This window comes from Mucilaginibacter paludis DSM 18603 (genome assembly GCF_000166195.2).
In the GTDB taxonomy this organism is placed as follows: Bacteria; Bacteroidota; Bacteroidia; order Sphingobacteriales; family Sphingobacteriaceae; genus Mucilaginibacter; species Mucilaginibacter paludis.
Genome location: NZ_CM001403.1, coordinates 6772330 through 6789213 on the forward strand (window position 1 = coordinate 6772330; position 16884 = coordinate 6789213).

Genomic DNA, 16884 nt, shown 5'->3' on the forward strand with positions numbered 1-16884 from the left:
TCTAAAACGATGTCATCCCGACCGGAGGGAGGGACCTTTTACGCCTGACAGGTATACTGGGGCCCTTCTGCGCACGCTCGTTATGCCGCACACTATCGCTCGCAAAAGGTCCCTCGTACCTCGGGATGACAGGGTGTTGAGGTGAGGTGCAGTCCTGATTTGGTAATCAACTATAGATAAATAAAAATCGACTTTGCTATTTTTTTCCTCTCTCTAAAACGATGTCATCCCGACCGGAGGGAGGGATCTTTTACGCCCGACAGATATACTATAGGCTTCCTTCGCATGCTTGTTATGCCGCACACTCATCGCTCGCAAAAGGTCCCTCGTACCTCGGGATGACAGGGTGGTGAAGTGCGTTCCTGATTTGGTAATCAGCTATTAAATAATAAACCTTTACAGGATTCTTCCCACCTCCTTCTGCGGACTACATCGTCAGAAAAACGGACCTACACCTTATTCAACTCATCAATCAGCAACTTGCTGGTTTCGTTAAAATAGCGTTTGCGGCCAAAGCCCATTACCCATTGTATGCCGCGGCTGGCGTTGGTTAAAAAAACCTCGTCGGCCTGGTTGAGTATCTCGGGGTCCAGCTGGGCCTCAATCATCGGGATGTTGTTTGCTATGGCCAGCCCCATTACCACCTGCCGCATTACGCCGCTTATGCAGCCTTCGCTCAGGGCCGGGGTGTATAGCTGGTTTTGGTACAGCACAAACACGTTGGCACTAATGGTTTCGCATAAAAAACCATACTGATTACAGATAAAGGCGTCGTCCAGTTTATTTTGAGCCTTAAAAAGGCCCGCCATTACAAATAAAAGGGAGTTGCAGGTTTTGTAGTTTGATAAAATATTAACTGGCTTGGGCATGTCCTGGTACATATCCATAATCAGGCCGCGCGTATTTAAAAAGTAACGGGGCTCATCAACGGGTTGTAGCTCCAGGCAGTAAGCCATTTTATTTTGCGTGGGCGTGTACAAACCTTCGGCATCCCGGTAAACGGTTAAACGCAGGCGGCCATGCTTTACTTTGTTGCGGCTGGCTAACTCTTCGGCCTTCTCTTTTAAAAAGTAAGCATCCATTTGCGAGTAGCCGTCGATATGCAGCGCTTTCATCCCTTTTTGCAGGCGCTCGGCATGCAGGTCAACAAATTTCAAGCGGCCCTTCATCAGGCGCATGCTTTCAAACAAACCGTCGCCGTACTTAAAACCACGATTACCAATAGTGAGCAGCTTACTATCAGCCGGTAAAATTTCGCCGTTATAATTGATAAAAGTTGGAGTCATTTAACAGTTTGTAACACAAAATTAACCAATTTGATCTGCTGGCGACGACATATATTTTTGCCACTTCTCTAACACCGCCACAAAGTCCTGAGGCAAAGGGGCTTCAAAATGGACGCGCTTCCGGGCGGTAGGGTGTACAAAGCCCAGGGTTTGGGCGTGCAAGGCCTGCCGGGGCATCAGGGCAAAGCAATTTTCAACAAACTGTTTGTACTTGTTAAACAGCGTACCCTTTAAAATATGATCGCCACCGTAGGTAGCATCGCTAAAAAGCGGGTGGCCTATATGCTTCATGTGTGCACGTATCTGGTGTGTGCGGCCTGTTTCAAGTTCGCACTCAATCAGGGTAACGTACGTCATGCGTTGCAAAACCCGGTAATGGGTAACAGACCATTTTCCTTTTTCGGGATCATCGTAGATAGACATTACGCGCCTGTCTTTGATGCTGCGCCCTATATAGCCGGTAACGGTACCGTCGATTTCCAGGTCGCCCCATACCAGGGCGAGGTATTTGCGGGCAATGGTATGCTCGTAAAACTGCCGGGCAAGCCAGGTCATGGAGCGCTCGTTTTTGCTGATGAGCAACAAGCCAGAAGTATCCTTATCAATGCGGTGCACCAGTCCGGGCCGCCCATCGTTGCCGGGCAGGGTAGGCAATTGCTGAAAGTGGTATACCAAACCGTTAACCAGCGTGCCGGTGTAATTATTATAACCGGGGTGCACTACCAGGCCGGCCGGCTTGTTTACCACCAGTACATCATCATCTTCATAAACAATATCCAGCGGAATATTTTCCGGATAAACCTCCGTATCGCGCGGCGGATGCGGCAACACTACCGAAATAACGTCCAGCGGCTTAACTTTATAGCTCGATTTAATGGCCTTATCGTTAACCAGCACGTTACCCAGCTCAATAGCGTTTTGAATGCGGTTACGCGACGCGTTTTCAACCCGGTGCATCAAAAACTTGTCAATCCGCAGCAACGACTGGCCCTTATCCACCACTATCCGTAAATGCTCATACAGGTCCTGCTCTTCCTGCTCAAATAATTCAGCTTCCTGGTTCATCGCCGCAAAAATACTTAATTTGCTAAGTTTATAATCAATATAAAAAAATGTTAGTTTTGAGGGTGGGGTTCTTAGCCGGGAGTGGGGAGTAAGTACAATGAATAAGCCGCATCAAAAAACACGTCGTGCGTGGCCATGCCGCACGTCCTTCGAGGGGCCTCAGGATGACAGCCTTCACGCACAGAAAAAGAACGTCACGACAAGTAATGGACCCAGCCAACCGGAAAAAAACAGAGATGACGTTTGAACCTCGCAGACCGTTAGGTGCAGAAAGAAAGTGCGCAAAAGCCTGACTGCACGCCGGGCCGGGAGCTGGCCTGTGGGCGGAAGGATCGGGCAGTCTTGACTTTTTTGGTTCTTTTTGTGTCAAGACAAAAAGAACAAAGCCATTCCCGCGGCGTTTGAGCGGGCCGATGCTCTAAATTAAGAATACTGATTGTAAGAGCCAAAATAGACACATTGACAATCAGCGCACCCGATATGCTGCATACTTATCGCGCGCAAAAGATCCCTCCCTCCGGTCGGGATGACATAATGGAGAGGAATACAGCATTGATAATCAGTAACTTAAGAATGTATCATTATAAACCACTATTGAACTAATGCTTACTATAAATTCCCAACCTAAAAATTACGCCCTTTGATAGATCTTGAAATTTACAGTCCGGTTCAAAAAATCAATCACCCGGTTTTTACCGAACGCGACCTCCATGTTTTTATTAAGCGCGACGACCTGATTCATCCATTAATATCGGGCAATAAGTGGCGCAAGCTCAAATACGTGCTAAAAAAGGCCTTCGAGCAAAATAAAAACCACCTGGTAACCTTTGGCGGCGCATACTCCAATCACTTATTAGCCACAGCGGCGGCGGCGGCCTTATTTGGTTTTAAGGCCACCGGCATTGTACGGGGCGAAGAGGTTGACAATTCGCACTTATTTTTGTGCCGTTTACACGGGATGAAATTAATTTTTACCGACAGGGAAAGCTACCGCCACAAACCAGATTTATTTAACCGGCATTTTGGTAACGATGAGCAGGCCTTTTTTATTGACGAAGGTGGTGCGTCAGCAGAGGGAGCCCTGGGTTGCAGCGAACTGCTGGACGAACTAATACAGCCCTACGATGATATTTTTTGCGCCTGCGGAACTGGCACTACTGCAGCCGGAATTTTGAACGGAATAGGCAAGCACCAACTGAACACCCATTTGCATGCTATACCGGTTTTTAAAAACGGCGCCTTTATAGCCACCGAAATGGAAAGATATTTAACCTATCCCCTGCCCTACAGTTTGCACACCGAATATCACTTTGGCGGCTATGCCAAAACAACCCCGGAGTTAATCCAATTTATTGAACGGTTTGTGGCATCAACCGGGATATTGATAGAACCCGTGTATACCGGCAAAATGATGTACAGCCTTGTTGATCTGGCAGCGAAGGGCCACTTTAAACCCGGCAGCCATATATTGGCCATTCATACCGGCGGAATTTTGGGTTTATTGGGGATGACAGGCAAGTTTAATGTTTAAATTATGCAAAAACCTGTTTAAAACAAGATCAAATTATACACAACGGATCAAAATATATTTATACCGGCATTAAGGTTTGGTACAAAAAGTAAGTTTAAACAGTTTAAAGTTACTTTTTGAGTGACCGGTTCAAATATGCCCAAATTTGCGTTAGTTAACGGTTTTTGATAGATTTGAAAAACTACTATTGTATGTATAATCTATCTGTTACACCTGCCAATGTTCATTCCGTTTTAGAAAAACATATTCTGGCCGACGGCTTCGACCTTATTTTTGATATGGAAAAAAGCCAGGGCGCGTACATTTACGATTCAAAATATAAGCGCACCCTGCTTGATTTTTTTACCTGCTTTGCATCGGTTCCACTGGGCTACAACCATCCCAAAATGGTTAACGATGAAGAGTTTAAAAAAAGCCTGATGCTGGCGGCCTTAACCAACCCATCCAACTCAGATATCTATACCACGCAATACGCACAGTTTATCAAAATTTTTGGCGAGGTGGGCATACCCGAATACCTGCCCCACGCCTTTTTTATTTCGGGAGGCGGCCTTGCTGTTGAAAATGCGCTTAAAGTTGCGATGGACTGGAAGGTGCAGAAAAATTTTGCCAGGGGATACAGCACCGAAAAAGGTTTTAAAGTGATCCATTTTGAAAACGCTTTTCATGGCCGCACAGGTTATACCATGAGCCTCACCAATACATCGCCCGAAAAAACACAAAGGTACGCCCAGTTTGACTGGCCCCGGGTATCTGTACCGGTGATGCGTTTCCCGGTTACGGATGCAGGTCATGAAGATTTGCTGCAAAGAGAAGCTATATCGATAGGGCAGATTAAAAAGGCCTTTCAAGATAATAAAGATGATGTTTGCGCCATTATTATTGAGCCCATCCAGTCGGAAGGCGGCGACAACCACGTAAGGCGGGAGTTTTTAGAGCAGTTACGCCACCTGGCGGATGAAAACGAGGCCATGCTGATTTATGATGAGATACAAACCGGCGTTGGCCTTACCGGCAAATTTTGGTGTCACGAGCATTTTGGCGAAAACGCCAGGCCCGATATTTTAGCTTTTGGCAAAAAGATGCAGGTTTGCGGCATACTGGTAGGCAAAAAGGTGGATGAGGTAACCGATAATGTTTTTAATATTCCATCGCGTATTAACTCCACATGGGGCGGCAGCCTGGTGGATATGGTGCGCGCAACTAAAATATTAGAAATTATAAAGGAAGACGGCCTTTGCAGCAAGGCCCAAATAAACGGCGATTATTTACAAAGCGAATTATTAACCCTGTCGGAAAAATACAATATCATAAGCAATGTACGCGGGCGTGGACTTTTAACTGCATTTGATTTCCCCGACAGGGAAACGCGCGATAAATTTATTTACGATGGTTTACAGCATAATGTGATGTTTTTGGGTTGCGGCAGCCGTACCATCCGGTTTAGGCCGGCACTCAACATGACTCAAAATCACATAAATGAAGGCCTGGAAGTGATGAAAAAAATATTGTTGTAATTAAAATATTATACCCTGGTTACCCTTAGATAAAATTTATGTAATTTTTTTTATTATAATAACAATTTTACTGATATTAAACGTTGATTAGTAGTATAATTGCTGAATATGTATGATTCATATCCCCGTTTTATACATAGAAGCTGTTCTTTAAACACAAATAACTAATAATCAACAAATTACTAATTGTCATGAGCAAACACACCGAAAAATTAAGAAAACAATTGTTAGAAATTTCAGAAGTTGTAAACGCATTCCGATCAGAAGCCGTGCAGGTTAAAATTATTGACAGGCTGCTTGATAGTATTATGGAAGGTGAAAGGCACGATACCGACGGAGATTTTGCTAAAATGCAAGAACGCCGTAACAGGAAGCTGAAAGGCGAATCAGGCGAAGATGATGGAGCCGACAGCCGCATCAGGGGCCGTAAAAAACCTGGTGCTACAAAAATTTTAAATCAAATTATCCATACCGACTTTTTTGATGTCCCCAGATCAATAGCCGCTATTGCTAATTATTGTAAAGAACAATATGATTCTGATTTTAAAACGTCAGAGTTATCTGGTATCCTGCTTAAACTTTCAAACGAAAGCAAATTGAAACGTGAAAGAAATACCGACAACAACCGGTTTGATTACGTAAAATTTTAATAAAAAATTACAAAGCCGGTATACATCCCCATATACCGGCTTTTTTTATACAAAGGCGCTAAAGCCGGTAATGGCCCTGCCCACAATTAACGAGTTGATTTCTTTAGTTCCCTCATACGAGTAGATCGCTTCGGCATCGGCCACAAAACGGGCCACATCATACTCCAGTAAAATTCCGTTCCCGCCCATCACTTCGCGGGCTTTGCTTACCACATCACGGGTACGTAACGAGCAAAAAACCTTGGCTAATGATGCATGCTCGTCGTTAAGCTTGCCTTCATCCTGCAGTTGCGATAGCCTGAAACACAGGGTTTGCATCGCCGTAAGGTTAGATAACATTTCCACCAGGTGATTCTGGATGAGTTGGAACGAAGCTATCGGTTTACCAAATTGTTTACGCTTGCGGGTATAATCAAGCGCGCTTTCATAAGCGCCGCGGGCGCAACCTACGGCCTGCCAGGCAACACCGGCCCTGGTCATTTGCAATACCTTGGCCGTATCTTTAAACGAGTTTGCATTTTGCAGCCGGTCGGTTTCATGTATCACACAATCCTTTAGCGTAATTATGCCGTTCTGCACAATCCGCAGGGCCATTTTATCGTGCATCTTCTCTACGCTGAAACCGGGAGTATCTTTTCTCAGCAAAAACCCTTTCACCTGGTTATCATCCACATCCCGCGCCCAAATTACCAGTATATCGGCAAAAGTTGCATTGCCTATCCATTTTTTCTGCCCGTTTAATATCCAGGTATCGCCATCCCTTTTGGCTGTTGTAGTTAAGCCCCCGGCAGCTGCCGAACCTACCTCGGGCTCGGTTAAACCAAAGGCACCTATAGCTTTAAACTGCTGCATCCGGGGCAACCATTCCTGCTTCTGTTCTTCTGATCCGCATAGGTAAATGGAGCCCATGGCCAAACCGCTCTGCACGCCAAAAAAGGTAGAGATGGAGGTATCTACCCGCGCCATTTCCATCGCCAATACACCTTCCATTAAAAACGACTGGCCACCACCGCCATAGCCCTGGTAGGTTAAGCCGCAGATGTTCAGCTCGGCAAGCTTGGGAATAATTTGAAACGGAAATTCGGCCTTTAACCAGTATTCGTTAACAATGGGCTTCACTTCGGTTTCCATAAAGGCGCGTACCTTCAATTGCAGCTCACGTTGCTCCGGGCTAAGTGTATGGCCTAAATGATAAAAATCGCCCTCAATGGGCGGCAGTTCGTGCTGGTGATGCCCGCTTTTCAGCATCTTCACTACACTGTTCAATTGATTGTCGTCCATTTTACTAACGGATGCCATTACTTCGCCTAAATCAATTTTGGATGCCAGCGTGCTGATCTGGTCGATATCGATGGTATGGAACAGGCGAAAAAGCCCCTTCGCTTTTGAAAACACATTTGCCATTTATAATTGGTTTCAGTTTTAAACAGCAAGTTGGGTTTTTTGTTGGCGGGTTGGTGGGATTGGTTAATTGTTGTTGGGTTATTGGTTAATTGTTATTGGGTTACTGGTTATTGGGTTTTGCGGTTGGAATCTATTTGATGCTTAATTTTTTTTGGGATGGATGCTGAAAAGTGGGCTGGCTCGCATCTGAGGCAAAAGACGCAGGCTGTGGTTTACAATCGCTTGTATAGGACACACCCCTCCGCCCCTCACCGCACGGGCCGCCGCTTTTCCTTTTTCAGACTCCCCTCTTGAGAGCAGGGCTGTTGCATTCTAAGTGAGTAATTGTTTCAATCTGCCGATGTCATTGCAAACGAGTCTTTGTGCTTGTGCTATATTTTGAAAGCCATGAGCTCTGAAAACGTTAATAGCGATGTTTCTAAACACCGATATATTTTCTGGTGCATGAGAAGTTCTAATGCGGGAGGCATCCTCTTTAAACGTGACATCCTTTACCCAATGTAGCTTATTCTCTATCCCCCAATGACTTCTGATTCCATAGCATAACAATTGTGCATTTTCCCTCACACTGCTGATATAGAATGCGCAATCCTCACTGATCTTATTTTTGTCTTTTACCCAACGCTCTACCTTGATTACCTGACTGGCGCCTATCCAGGCTTTACTGATTTCTTCTGGCGCCGGGCATATACATACCGATCTGCGCTCTGTACGTCCTTTATTTTTCTCCAATTCAACGAACTTGCTGCAAACCTTTGCTGTATCCGATGTCAGCGCCGCTATTTTTTCATAAAGGCCCTTTTGATTCTTTTTTACGCCTATCATATAATCATTATTCGTACCTATTATCAGCTCAACTGTTTTTTTTGGCAATGTAAGGCGTCAAGCGTAAACGTTACCCCTTCCAATCCCAGTTCAGCAATAAGCTTGCGTACCACCGGAATTTCACTTTCCTTTGAATTGTCTACAAGACCCTGGGCTAATACTTGACCACGGCTCCCATTATAGATACTCACCAAATTTACAAATCGCTGTTTTTCAAGCGCATAATCACTCATTGTCCCTTTGATCGCTTTGCCATCTATATTCATCCATTCATTTTTATTGATTTCTGTATACTGACTGGCCCATTGATAAAAAACTTCGCTTAAACTTTCAAAATCTAAATTCTGCAGTACACGCCTCACGGTATAAAACGTAGGCAAACGGGATTTTTTCGGAGTGAAATAAGTCAAAAGATCTTTTTGATTACGCTTTATAAAATCACCCAGAGCACGATAGCCGTAATAACCACTCATCGTCCCCATCACAAATAATAACAAAATAAACGTTTGGTCATGCCGCTGACCAGCCTTTCTACGCACGTCTGGCAACTTCTGCAAATAGGTTATGATGCCCTTGTCCATACTCTTTTTTCTGCAAATTTAAATCCTTCTTCTTTTAAATGCAACAGCCCTGCTCTCGAGAGGGGAATCGCGCTTTCCCGCCGCTTTTCCCTTTTTCAGGCTCCCCTCTTGAGAGGGGGCGGGCCTGGCGGTGCGCAGTGGCAGGGGGTGTGTTTCGCCGCACGACTAACTTTGCGGGCTTTTTACACGCTGTATCGCTCGTATAGAACACCCACTCCGGACCCAACGCTATTAAGTTAAGCAGTTAACATCGTGTTGCAGAGTTCGTCGCACGGCGAAACACACCCCGCAGCCGCACCGTCCGGCTCGCCCCCTCTCAAGAGGGGAACTAAAAAAAATACTGATTATCAATAAGATATACAAAAAAAAGCGAAAGCCTGTGCGATTCCCCTCTTGAGAGGGGTGGAGGGGTGTGTACTCTGCGAGCGATTATAAAGCGCAGATAGAATATGAGTATACTGAAAACTACAGTGGATTTTGAAATACGCTTTCAAAGTGTTCAACTGTAGGGAATGGGTCGTAATAATGGTGCAGCAATTGTTTCCAGTTTTGGTAAGCGGCTGATTGCCTGAACCCAATGGTATGATCTTCGAGAGTGTTCCACTCTACCAGCAAAATATATTTATTAGGTTGCTCGATACATTTTTGCAGGTTATGCCGAAGATACCCCGGTATCGAACTGATATACTGGCTGGCTATATTAAAATCATGTTCAAAATTGGCTGCCTGGTTGGCTTTAACTTGCAATATTGCTACTTCGAGTATCATAATTTAAACATTCAATTAAACCGAAAAATCAATTATGTTGCAGGTTAGCACTTTATACATGGGCTTGTTTATAAAAAACGGCAAAATCCAATTGCGTCTTAGCGCCTTAGCGTGAAACTATTGAGCTTAACCACTACAAACCCAGCAACGCTTACCTCAAATTAAACAGGTTATCAACCCCTAATATTCTTTTAGATAAAAAGCCTTCGCCGTATTTACTGCCTATTATTTTACCAAACTCGCGGGCACGGCTCTCTACAATGGGGTAAAACTCGGCCGATGAGATATACGTTTGGTGCTCTTCTTCCCAGGCGGGGTTGTAAAACTGCGAACCGTAGGCTTGTATGCTGGCTATCTTTTTATCCCAATGCGGCGTAATGTCTACTATAATATCGGGTTTAATATACACATCCTGTATAAAGTGCAACAGCAGGTTGGGCCGCCACTCGTTTTGCAGCACGCCATCGGCATAAGTTTCTATTTTACGCAAGCCTGATAAAAATGCAGATGTTACCACCAGCTCGCTGGCCCGGCCATGGTCGGGATGCCTGTCGTGGTAGGCGTTGGTAATCACAATATCGGGCTGGTATTTGCGGATGGCCGATATTACCTTGAGCTGATGCTCCTGGTCGTTCTGGAAAAATCCGTCGGCCAGTTGCAGGTTCTCTCTCACATCGAGGCCCATTATTTCGGCTGCTGCCGCAGCTTCACGCATCCGTATTTCGGCAGAACCACGGCTACCTAATTCGCCCATGGTTAAATCAACTATGCCAACTTTATGGCCAAGGGCAACGTGTTTCAATATCGTTCCGGAGCAGCCTAATTCGGCATCGTCGGGGTGTACGGCAATAACAAGAATATCTAATTTGAGCATATTATTTAGGCGAAGAAAGTAAGCGTTCTATCCGCTTTTTTATTTTAGATGAAGTTGGCTTGGTAAAGGGGTAAAAAAAGTCGACCACCTTGCCCTGCGGACTAATTAAATACTTATGAAAATTCCACTTCGGGGTTGATTTGACGTGGCCATTCTGGCTTTTATCGGCCAAAAATTTGTACAGCGGATGCGCGTACTGCCCCCTCACCCTGATTTTGCTAAAAATGGTATAATGCGTATCATGGTTCAGCTCGCAAAAAGTGCTGATGGCTTCGCCATCCAGGGGTTCCTGCCCGCCAAAATCGTTCGACGGAAAGGCCAGGATCTCAAAGTCTTTGCCTTCAAAATCTTTACGCAGGGTTTCAAGGTCTTTAAGTTGCGGCGCAAAGCCACACTCCGACGCTGTATTAACAATTAAAAGAACTTTGTTTTGGTATCGCTCCAAACTAATTTCCTCACCGTTTAACTTTTCAACGTTAAACTGGTAAATACTTTGATCATCCATTTATTAATTTCTGTGGTATTTATAACCAGCCGAATTAAGTATACCTTCGATATCACTCTCTTCCTGCGGATCATAGGTTTGTTTCAGGTTATGGCCAAATATGCGGGCCACCGATTGAAACATAAACGCATTTATTCCTCCCTTTAGCTCTTTTACCAATTCGTAACTGGTATCGCCGGTTTCACGGTTAACCAATTTAATTAATATTTCGCCCTGGGTTATACTCATATTTTTTATTTCGTGATTAAACAGATCCTTGATCTCTTTCTCACAAATTTTCACCATCTCTTTTTGTTTTTTCTTATCGGCAGTAGTCGCAATATCGCGTTCCAGCTGCCTGTAACGGTTACCGGCATACACCGCATACGGCGCAACCTTCAGCACATTATAACGCAAACGGAAATAATTATTGCGGTCGTCAACGGTTTTAAACACACGCGCATCCCTAACAACAGTTTCGGGCGCTACCAGCCAGGGCACATACTCATTGTCAAGTATGGCCGAAGCAACTCTTATGGTATCATTTTTGCCTAATACTGGTTTACGCGGTTTAACTTCCTGGGCTTTTGATATTCCCAGGCAGCAACAAAACACTAATAAAAACCCGATAAATTTCATATTTTTACTATTACAAAATTAATGCTATTTTTTTGAGTTTGATATATTAAAGCTATAATTAATAGTTTGTTGCAATTAAATTGCTTTGTACAAAATTTATACCGAAGGCCCCGAATGAAAGAATTAGTGATAGACCTGGAAGCTGAGAAGAATGAGATTTTAAAAAGATACCGTGCTTTATTGCGTGCTTGTAAACCAACCATGCAAAAAGGTGATAAACGATTGATACGCAAGGCCTTTGATATGGCCCTGGAGAGCCACCAGGATATGCGCCGTAAATCGGGCGAGCCCTATATTTACCACCCCATAGCCGTGGCGCAAATTGCCGCCGAAGAAATTGGGCTGGGTACAACCTCTATTGTTTGCGCCTTACTGCACGATGTGGTTGAAGATACCAACGTTACCCTGGAAGATATTGAACGCGAATTTGGTAAAAAGGTAGCCAAAATTATTGATGGCTTAACCAAAATATCCGGCGTATTTGATACCAATAGCTCCTTACAGGCCGAAAACTTCCGTAAAATGCTGCTCACCCTGGCCGATGATGTGCGGGTGATACTCATTAAGTTAGCCGACCGCCTGCACAATATGCGCACTATGGAGTTTATGCCGCGTGATAAGCAGCTCAAACTATCATCAGAAACGGTGTACCTGTATGCCCCGTTGGCACATCGTTTGGGCTTATATGCCATAAAGTCAGAACTGGAAGATCTGTCGATGAAGTACACCGAGCGCGAAACTTACCAGTTTATTAAAACCAAACTGAACGAGAAAAAGGCCGAGCGCGAAAAATTTATCCACTCCTTTATCCAGCCGGTACACAAGGTGCTGGAAGGCCAGGATCTGCATGCCGATTTATTCGGGCGGCCAAAATCCATCCATTCCATCTGGAATAAGATGAAGAAAAAATCCATCCCGTTTGAGGAAGTGTATGACCTTTTTGCTATACGCATCATCCTGGATAGTACACCCGAAAACGAAAAATCGGACTGCTGGAAGGCCTACTCTATTGTAACCGACCTGTATCGCCCCAACCCCGACCGGCTGCGCGACTGGATATCATCGCCCAAAGCCAACGGATACGAATCGCTCCATACTACGGTAATGGGCCCGCGCGGGCAATGGGTTGAGGTACAGATACGCACCAAGCGGATGAATGAAATTGCCGAAAAAGGTTTTGCCGCGCACTGGAAATATAAAGAATCATCAACCGATAGCGGTTTGGACCAATGGGTGCAAAAGGTGCGGGATATGCTGAAAAATCCCGACTCGAACGCGCTCGACTTTCTGGATGATTTTAAGATGAACCTCTTCTCCGACGAGATCTTCATCTTTACCCCGAAGGGTGCCCTGATCCAGTTGCCGCTGAATGCTACCGCGCTTGATTTTGCCTTCGAGATACACTCGGATGTGGGCGCAAGCTGTATTGGCGCTAAAGTAAACCACAAGCTGGTACCGCTGGGCCACAAGCTGCAAAACGGCGACCAGGTTGAAATTATTACCTCGAGCAAACAGGTACCTAAGGAAGACTGGCTGAATATTGTGGTTACGGCCAAGGCGAAAGCCAAAATTAAATCGGCCTTAAAAGAAGAAAAACGTAAAATTGCCGAAGATGGTAAGGAGATACTGGAGCGCAAGCTAAAATCGCTCAAAATCACTTACAACTCTGATAATATTTATAAACTGAGTTACTTTTTCAAGCTGCAATCCACCCAGGACCTTTTTGTTAACGTGGCCAAAGGGCTGATTGACATGAAGGACCTGAAGGAATTTGTGGCATCGGAGAAGATCATCGAAATCAAATCGCCCGAAAAAATTGAAACCGACCAGGTGCAGAATATGCTGCGCAGCATTAAGGCTAAAGACAGCGATATATTGCTGATTGGCGAGGATATGCAGCGGATTGATTACAAATTATCCAACTGCTGCAACCCGATACCCGGCGACGATGTTTTTGGCTTTATCACCGTGAGCGAGGGGATTAAGATACACCGCACCAATTGCCCCAATGCCACCAAACTGATGTCGAACTACGGGTACCGCATTGTAAAGGCCCGGTGGACCAACCAGCAGGAACTGGCTTTTTTAACCGGCCTGCGTATTACCGGTATTGATGATGTTGGTTTAATTAATAAACTGACAACCGTAATATCCAACGATTTTAAGGTAAACATCCGCTCCATTACCGTAGATAGCGATAACGGGATATTTGAAGGCTCCATTATGGTTTACGTTAACGACACCAACCACCTGGACAACCTGATTAAAAAGTTAAATGCGGTTAAAGGCATCACCTCCGTAACCCGCTTTGATTCGGCGGTGGAGAAAGCGTCGTGAACAACGGTCCATGGTGTTTTTTAGTCGATGGTCGATGGTCCATAGTCCATAGAACACCGACTATGAACTATCGACCATCGACCGAGGACTTTCAATTAGTCCTAAACGCCATGGACTATCGACCATGGACCATGGACTATGGACCATCGACTATGGACCACCTCACGATTAACTAAAAACTTTGGACTTAATTTAATAACTTTGACTTGCTAAAATTTTGATCAATGCCTGTACAAGAAACCATAGCAATGGTTAAAAAAATTTTTGAGGCTTACCTCGAAAATAAAAATCTCAGAAAAACTCCCGAGCGTTTTGCGATACTCGAAGAGATCTATTCGCGTTCGGACCATTTTGATGTGGAATCGTTATACATCCACATGAAAAATAAAAAATACCGCGTTAGCCGGGCTACGGTTTACAACACCCTGGAGCTACTGGTATCGTGCGATTTGGTTACCAAACACCAGTTTGGCAAAAACATGGCCCAGTTTGAAAAATCATACGGCTATAAACAGCACGACCATATTATTTGTATCGATTGTGGTAAAGTAGTTGAGTTTTGCGATCCGCGTATCCAGCAGATCCAGTCGATGATGGGCGAACTGCTTAAATTCGAAATCAAACATCACTCGCTAAACCTGTACGGCAATTGCGCCAAATTGAAAGAGGGCTTTTGCGACAGGCGGAATTAACGATGACTGCTGATAAACCCATATTAAGCAAACAAGCGTTTTGGGACGTTGATATGGATAAGATCGACTATGAGAAAAATGCCGCCCACGTTGTTGAAAAGGTGATAGAAAGAGGCAAAGCCGAAGATTTTGATAATTTACTGAAATTTTACGGGTTTAAAAAAGTGGGTAAATTAGCATTGCAAGCAAATTGGTTATCAGATATAAGTATAAATTTTTGCTGCGTTCTGTTTAAAGTTAAACCAACCGATTTTAAATGCTACGAGAAGAAACAGTTGAACCGGCAACACTGGGACTTCTAAGACAGATTGTTAGCCTACCGGAATTAAAACAATTCAGGCTGGTTGGCGGTACTGCGCTATCACTGCTGTTTGGTCATCGAAAATCAATCGATTTAGACCTGTTTACGGACCAACCTATTGAAAAAGACACCTTGATTCCTGCACTGGAAGATGCTTTTGGTAGGATCATTACTACTAATGACAGGAAACACATTTACCAGTGCATTATTCAAAATGTAAAAGTTGATTTTGTTTCGGTTAGAGACCCTTTCTTAAACCCGATACAAATAATAGATCAAATTCCGTTTGCTGATATCAAAGATTTGATAGCTTTGAAGCTCAATGCGGTTAAAGGCCGGGGAGTAAAAAAAGATTTTTGGGATGTAGCAAAACTGCTTCAAACTTATTCGATCAATGATCTTTTTCAATTTTATCATGACAGATACAGTTATGATGATACCTTTGCGGTAATTTAGATCGATTGTTTACTTCGAGGATGCTGAAAACACCATTGATCCTGAATGCTTAGAAGGGATGACTTGGAGCAAAGTTAAAGAGGTAATAATTGAAGCAATTGGTAATTACTACAAAAATAAAAAATAAATAATGGCTGTTGACGTATTATTAGGCCTTCAATGGGGCGATGAAGGTAAAGGCAAAATAGTGGACGTTTTAAGCGCCGACTATGATTTGATAGCCCGTTTTCAGGGCGGCCCAAATGCCGGGCATACTTTAGAGTTTGACGGAAAAAAGTTTGTACTGAATACCATCCCATCGGGGATATTTTTTAACAACACGCAAAACCTGATTGGTAACGGCGTTGTAATTGACCCGATTACCCTGAAACGCGAAATTGATAAGCTGAAGGATGCCGGGCACGATCTGCTGGCCAAAAACAACCTGATGATAGCCAAAAAGGCTCACCTGATATTGCCTACCCACCAACTGCTGGATGCCGCATCCGAGAAGAAAATGGGCGATGGCAAAATAGGATCGACCTTAAAAGGTATAGGGCCAACTTATATGGATAAAACCGGCCGCAATGGTTTACGCATAGGCGATATTTTGTTGCCCGATTTTAAAGAGCGCTACCAAAAGCTGACCGATAAACATACATCTATGCTGCAAGCCTTATATGGCGAAGTGGCTGATTTTAGCGAACGCGAAGCTGCCTTCTTTGAAGCGATAGAATTGATACGCCAGTTTCCGCTGGTTGACTCGGAGCACCTGGTGAATGGCTATATTAAACAAGGTAAAAAAGTTTTGGCCGAAGGTGCGCAAGGTACCATGCTGGATATTGATTTTGGCTCTTACCCTTTTGTTACTTCATCAAATACCACCACCGCTGGCGCCTGTACCGGTTTAGGTATTGCACCGCAACAAATTGGCGAGGTTATAGGTATATTTAAAGCTTACTGCACGCGTGTAGGCGGCGGCCCCTTCCCTACCGAGTTAGATAACGAAATGGGCGAAGAACTGCGCCAGATAGGCCACGAGTTTGGCGCCACAACAGGCAGGCCACGCCGTACCGGATGGATAGATCTTCCTGCACTAAAATACGCCATTATGCTGAACGGTGTAACCCAAATGGTGATGACCAAGGCCGATGTATTAAGCGGTTTTGATAAAATTTACGCCTGCACCCACTACAATTATCAGGGCGAAACGATAGACTATATGCCTTATGATATTTGCACCGTACACCCTGAACCTGTATTCAAGGAAATTGATGGTTGGCACGAGGATATCACCGGTATTACCGAGCTGGGCCAGATCCCTCAAAAACTAAAAGATTATATCGACTTTTTAGAAAAAGAGCTGGAAGTGCCAATTCAGTATCTATCTGTAGGGCCAGACAGAAAACAGACTTTGATTTTACATTAATATCCGCTTGGCCATCTCATCCCCGTAAAGGGAAAAAATACTCCGCTGACGATAAAAATTTGCCGG

The 16884-nt window shown here is 44.4% G+C and carries 15 protein-coding genes and 1 pseudogene; 8 read left to right on the forward strand and 8 right to left on the reverse strand.

The window, feature by feature from the left end:
* Window positions 1-449 precede the first annotated feature (449 nt).
* Together MUCPA_RS28625 and MUCPA_RS28630 are read right to left on the reverse strand one after the other, a co-directional pair.
* Window positions 450-1286, reverse strand: a complete 837-nt coding sequence (locus MUCPA_RS28625) for an aminotransferase class IV (protein WP_008511292.1) — start codon at window positions 1284-1286, stop codon at window positions 450-452.
* Between the two features lie 21 nt (window positions 1287-1307).
* Complete coding sequence (locus MUCPA_RS28630; RefSeq protein ID WP_008511293.1) at window positions 1308-2351, reverse strand: RluA family pseudouridine synthase; 1044 nt, start codon at window positions 2349-2351, stop codon at window positions 1308-1310.
* Window positions 2352-2991: 640 nt separating this feature from the next.
* On the opposite strand from MUCPA_RS28630, the gene MUCPA_RS28635 reads away from it, so the two are divergent.
* The 3 genes from MUCPA_RS28635 (at window position 2992) to MUCPA_RS28645 (ending at window position 6049) form a co-directional block, all read left to right on the forward strand.
* Window positions 2992-3882 (forward strand): 1-aminocyclopropane-1-carboxylate deaminase/D-cysteine desulfhydrase, encoded by an 891-nt coding sequence (locus MUCPA_RS28635; RefSeq protein ID WP_008511296.1) that lies wholly within the window; start codon window positions 2992-2994, stop codon window positions 3880-3882.
* A 191-nt stretch (window positions 3883-4073) separates the two neighbouring features.
* Window positions 4074-5399 carry an L-lysine 6-transaminase gene (gene lat / locus MUCPA_RS28640; RefSeq protein WP_008511297.1) on the forward strand — a complete coding sequence of 442 codons (1326 nt, stop codon included), beginning with the start codon at window positions 4074-4076 and terminating at the stop codon, window positions 5397-5399.
* 191 nt (window positions 5400-5590) lie between these two features.
* On the forward strand, window positions 5591-6049 hold the full coding sequence (locus MUCPA_RS28645; RefSeq protein WP_008511299.1) for a hypothetical protein: 459 nt from the start codon (window positions 5591-5593) through the stop codon (window positions 6047-6049).
* Between the two features lie 45 nt (window positions 6050-6094).
* Here the strand turns inward: MUCPA_RS28645 and MUCPA_RS28650 are convergent, their stop codons facing one another.
* The 6 genes and pseudogenes from MUCPA_RS28650 to MUCPA_RS28680 all read right to left on the reverse strand — a co-directional run bounded on the left by MUCPA_RS28650 (window position 6095) and on the right by MUCPA_RS28680 (window position 11624).
* Complete coding sequence (locus MUCPA_RS28650) at window positions 6095-7453, reverse strand: acyl-CoA dehydrogenase family protein (RefSeq protein ID WP_008511301.1); 1359 nt, start codon at window positions 7451-7453, stop codon at window positions 6095-6097.
* Window positions 7454-7765: 312 nt separating this feature from the next.
* Window positions 7766-8859, reverse strand: a pseudogene (locus MUCPA_RS39625) (ISAs1 family transposase).
* Window positions 8860-9324: 465 nt separating this feature from the next.
* The gene (locus tag MUCPA_RS28665; protein ID WP_008511303.1) at window positions 9325-9627 is read right to left on the reverse strand and encodes an antibiotic biosynthesis monooxygenase family protein; all 303 of its coding nucleotides are present in this window, start codon (window positions 9625-9627) and stop codon (window positions 9325-9327) included.
* 151 nt (window positions 9628-9778) lie between these two features.
* Window positions 9779-10501, reverse strand: a complete 723-nt coding sequence (gene bshB1 / locus MUCPA_RS28670; protein ID WP_008511304.1) for a bacillithiol biosynthesis deacetylase BshB1 — start codon at window positions 10499-10501, stop codon at window positions 9779-9781.
* A gap of 1 nt (window position 10502) precedes the next feature.
* The gene (locus tag MUCPA_RS28675) at window positions 10503-11006 is read right to left on the reverse strand and encodes a glutathione peroxidase (RefSeq protein WP_008511306.1); all 504 of its coding nucleotides are present in this window, start codon (window positions 11004-11006) and stop codon (window positions 10503-10505) included.
* A gap of 3 nt (window positions 11007-11009) precedes the next feature.
* Window positions 11010-11624, reverse strand: coding sequence for a DUF4294 domain-containing protein (locus tag MUCPA_RS28680; protein ID WP_008511308.1), 615 nt, complete (start codon window positions 11622-11624; stop codon window positions 11010-11012).
* Window positions 11625-11738: 114 nt separating this feature from the next.
* Between MUCPA_RS28680 and MUCPA_RS28685 the strand changes: the two genes are divergently transcribed.
* The 5 genes from MUCPA_RS28685 to MUCPA_RS28705 all read left to right on the forward strand — a co-directional run bounded on the left by MUCPA_RS28685 (window position 11739) and on the right by MUCPA_RS28705 (window position 16818).
* On the forward strand, window positions 11739-13961 hold the full coding sequence (locus tag MUCPA_RS28685) for a RelA/SpoT family protein (protein ID WP_008511310.1): 2223 nt from the start codon (window positions 11739-11741) through the stop codon (window positions 13959-13961).
* 224 nt (window positions 13962-14185) lie between these two features.
* Complete coding sequence (locus MUCPA_RS28690) at window positions 14186-14653, forward strand: Fur family transcriptional regulator (RefSeq protein WP_008511312.1); 468 nt, start codon at window positions 14186-14188, stop codon at window positions 14651-14653.
* Between the two features lie 2 nt (window positions 14654-14655).
* Window positions 14656-14955, forward strand: coding sequence for a DUF6922 domain-containing protein (locus tag MUCPA_RS28695; RefSeq protein ID WP_040626603.1), 300 nt, complete (start codon window positions 14656-14658; stop codon window positions 14953-14955).
* The gene (locus tag MUCPA_RS28700; protein ID WP_050982177.1) at window positions 14910-15410 is read left to right on the forward strand and encodes a nucleotidyl transferase AbiEii/AbiGii toxin family protein; all 501 of its coding nucleotides are present in this window, start codon (window positions 14910-14912) and stop codon (window positions 15408-15410) included. The genes MUCPA_RS28695 and MUCPA_RS28700 overlap by 46 nt, the downstream gene beginning before the upstream one ends.
* A gap of 130 nt (window positions 15411-15540) precedes the next feature.
* A complete protein-coding gene (locus MUCPA_RS28705; RefSeq protein ID WP_008511317.1) occupies window positions 15541-16818 on the forward strand; it encodes an adenylosuccinate synthase in 1278 nt (425 codons plus the stop codon).
* Window positions 16819-16884 lie beyond the last annotated feature (66 nt).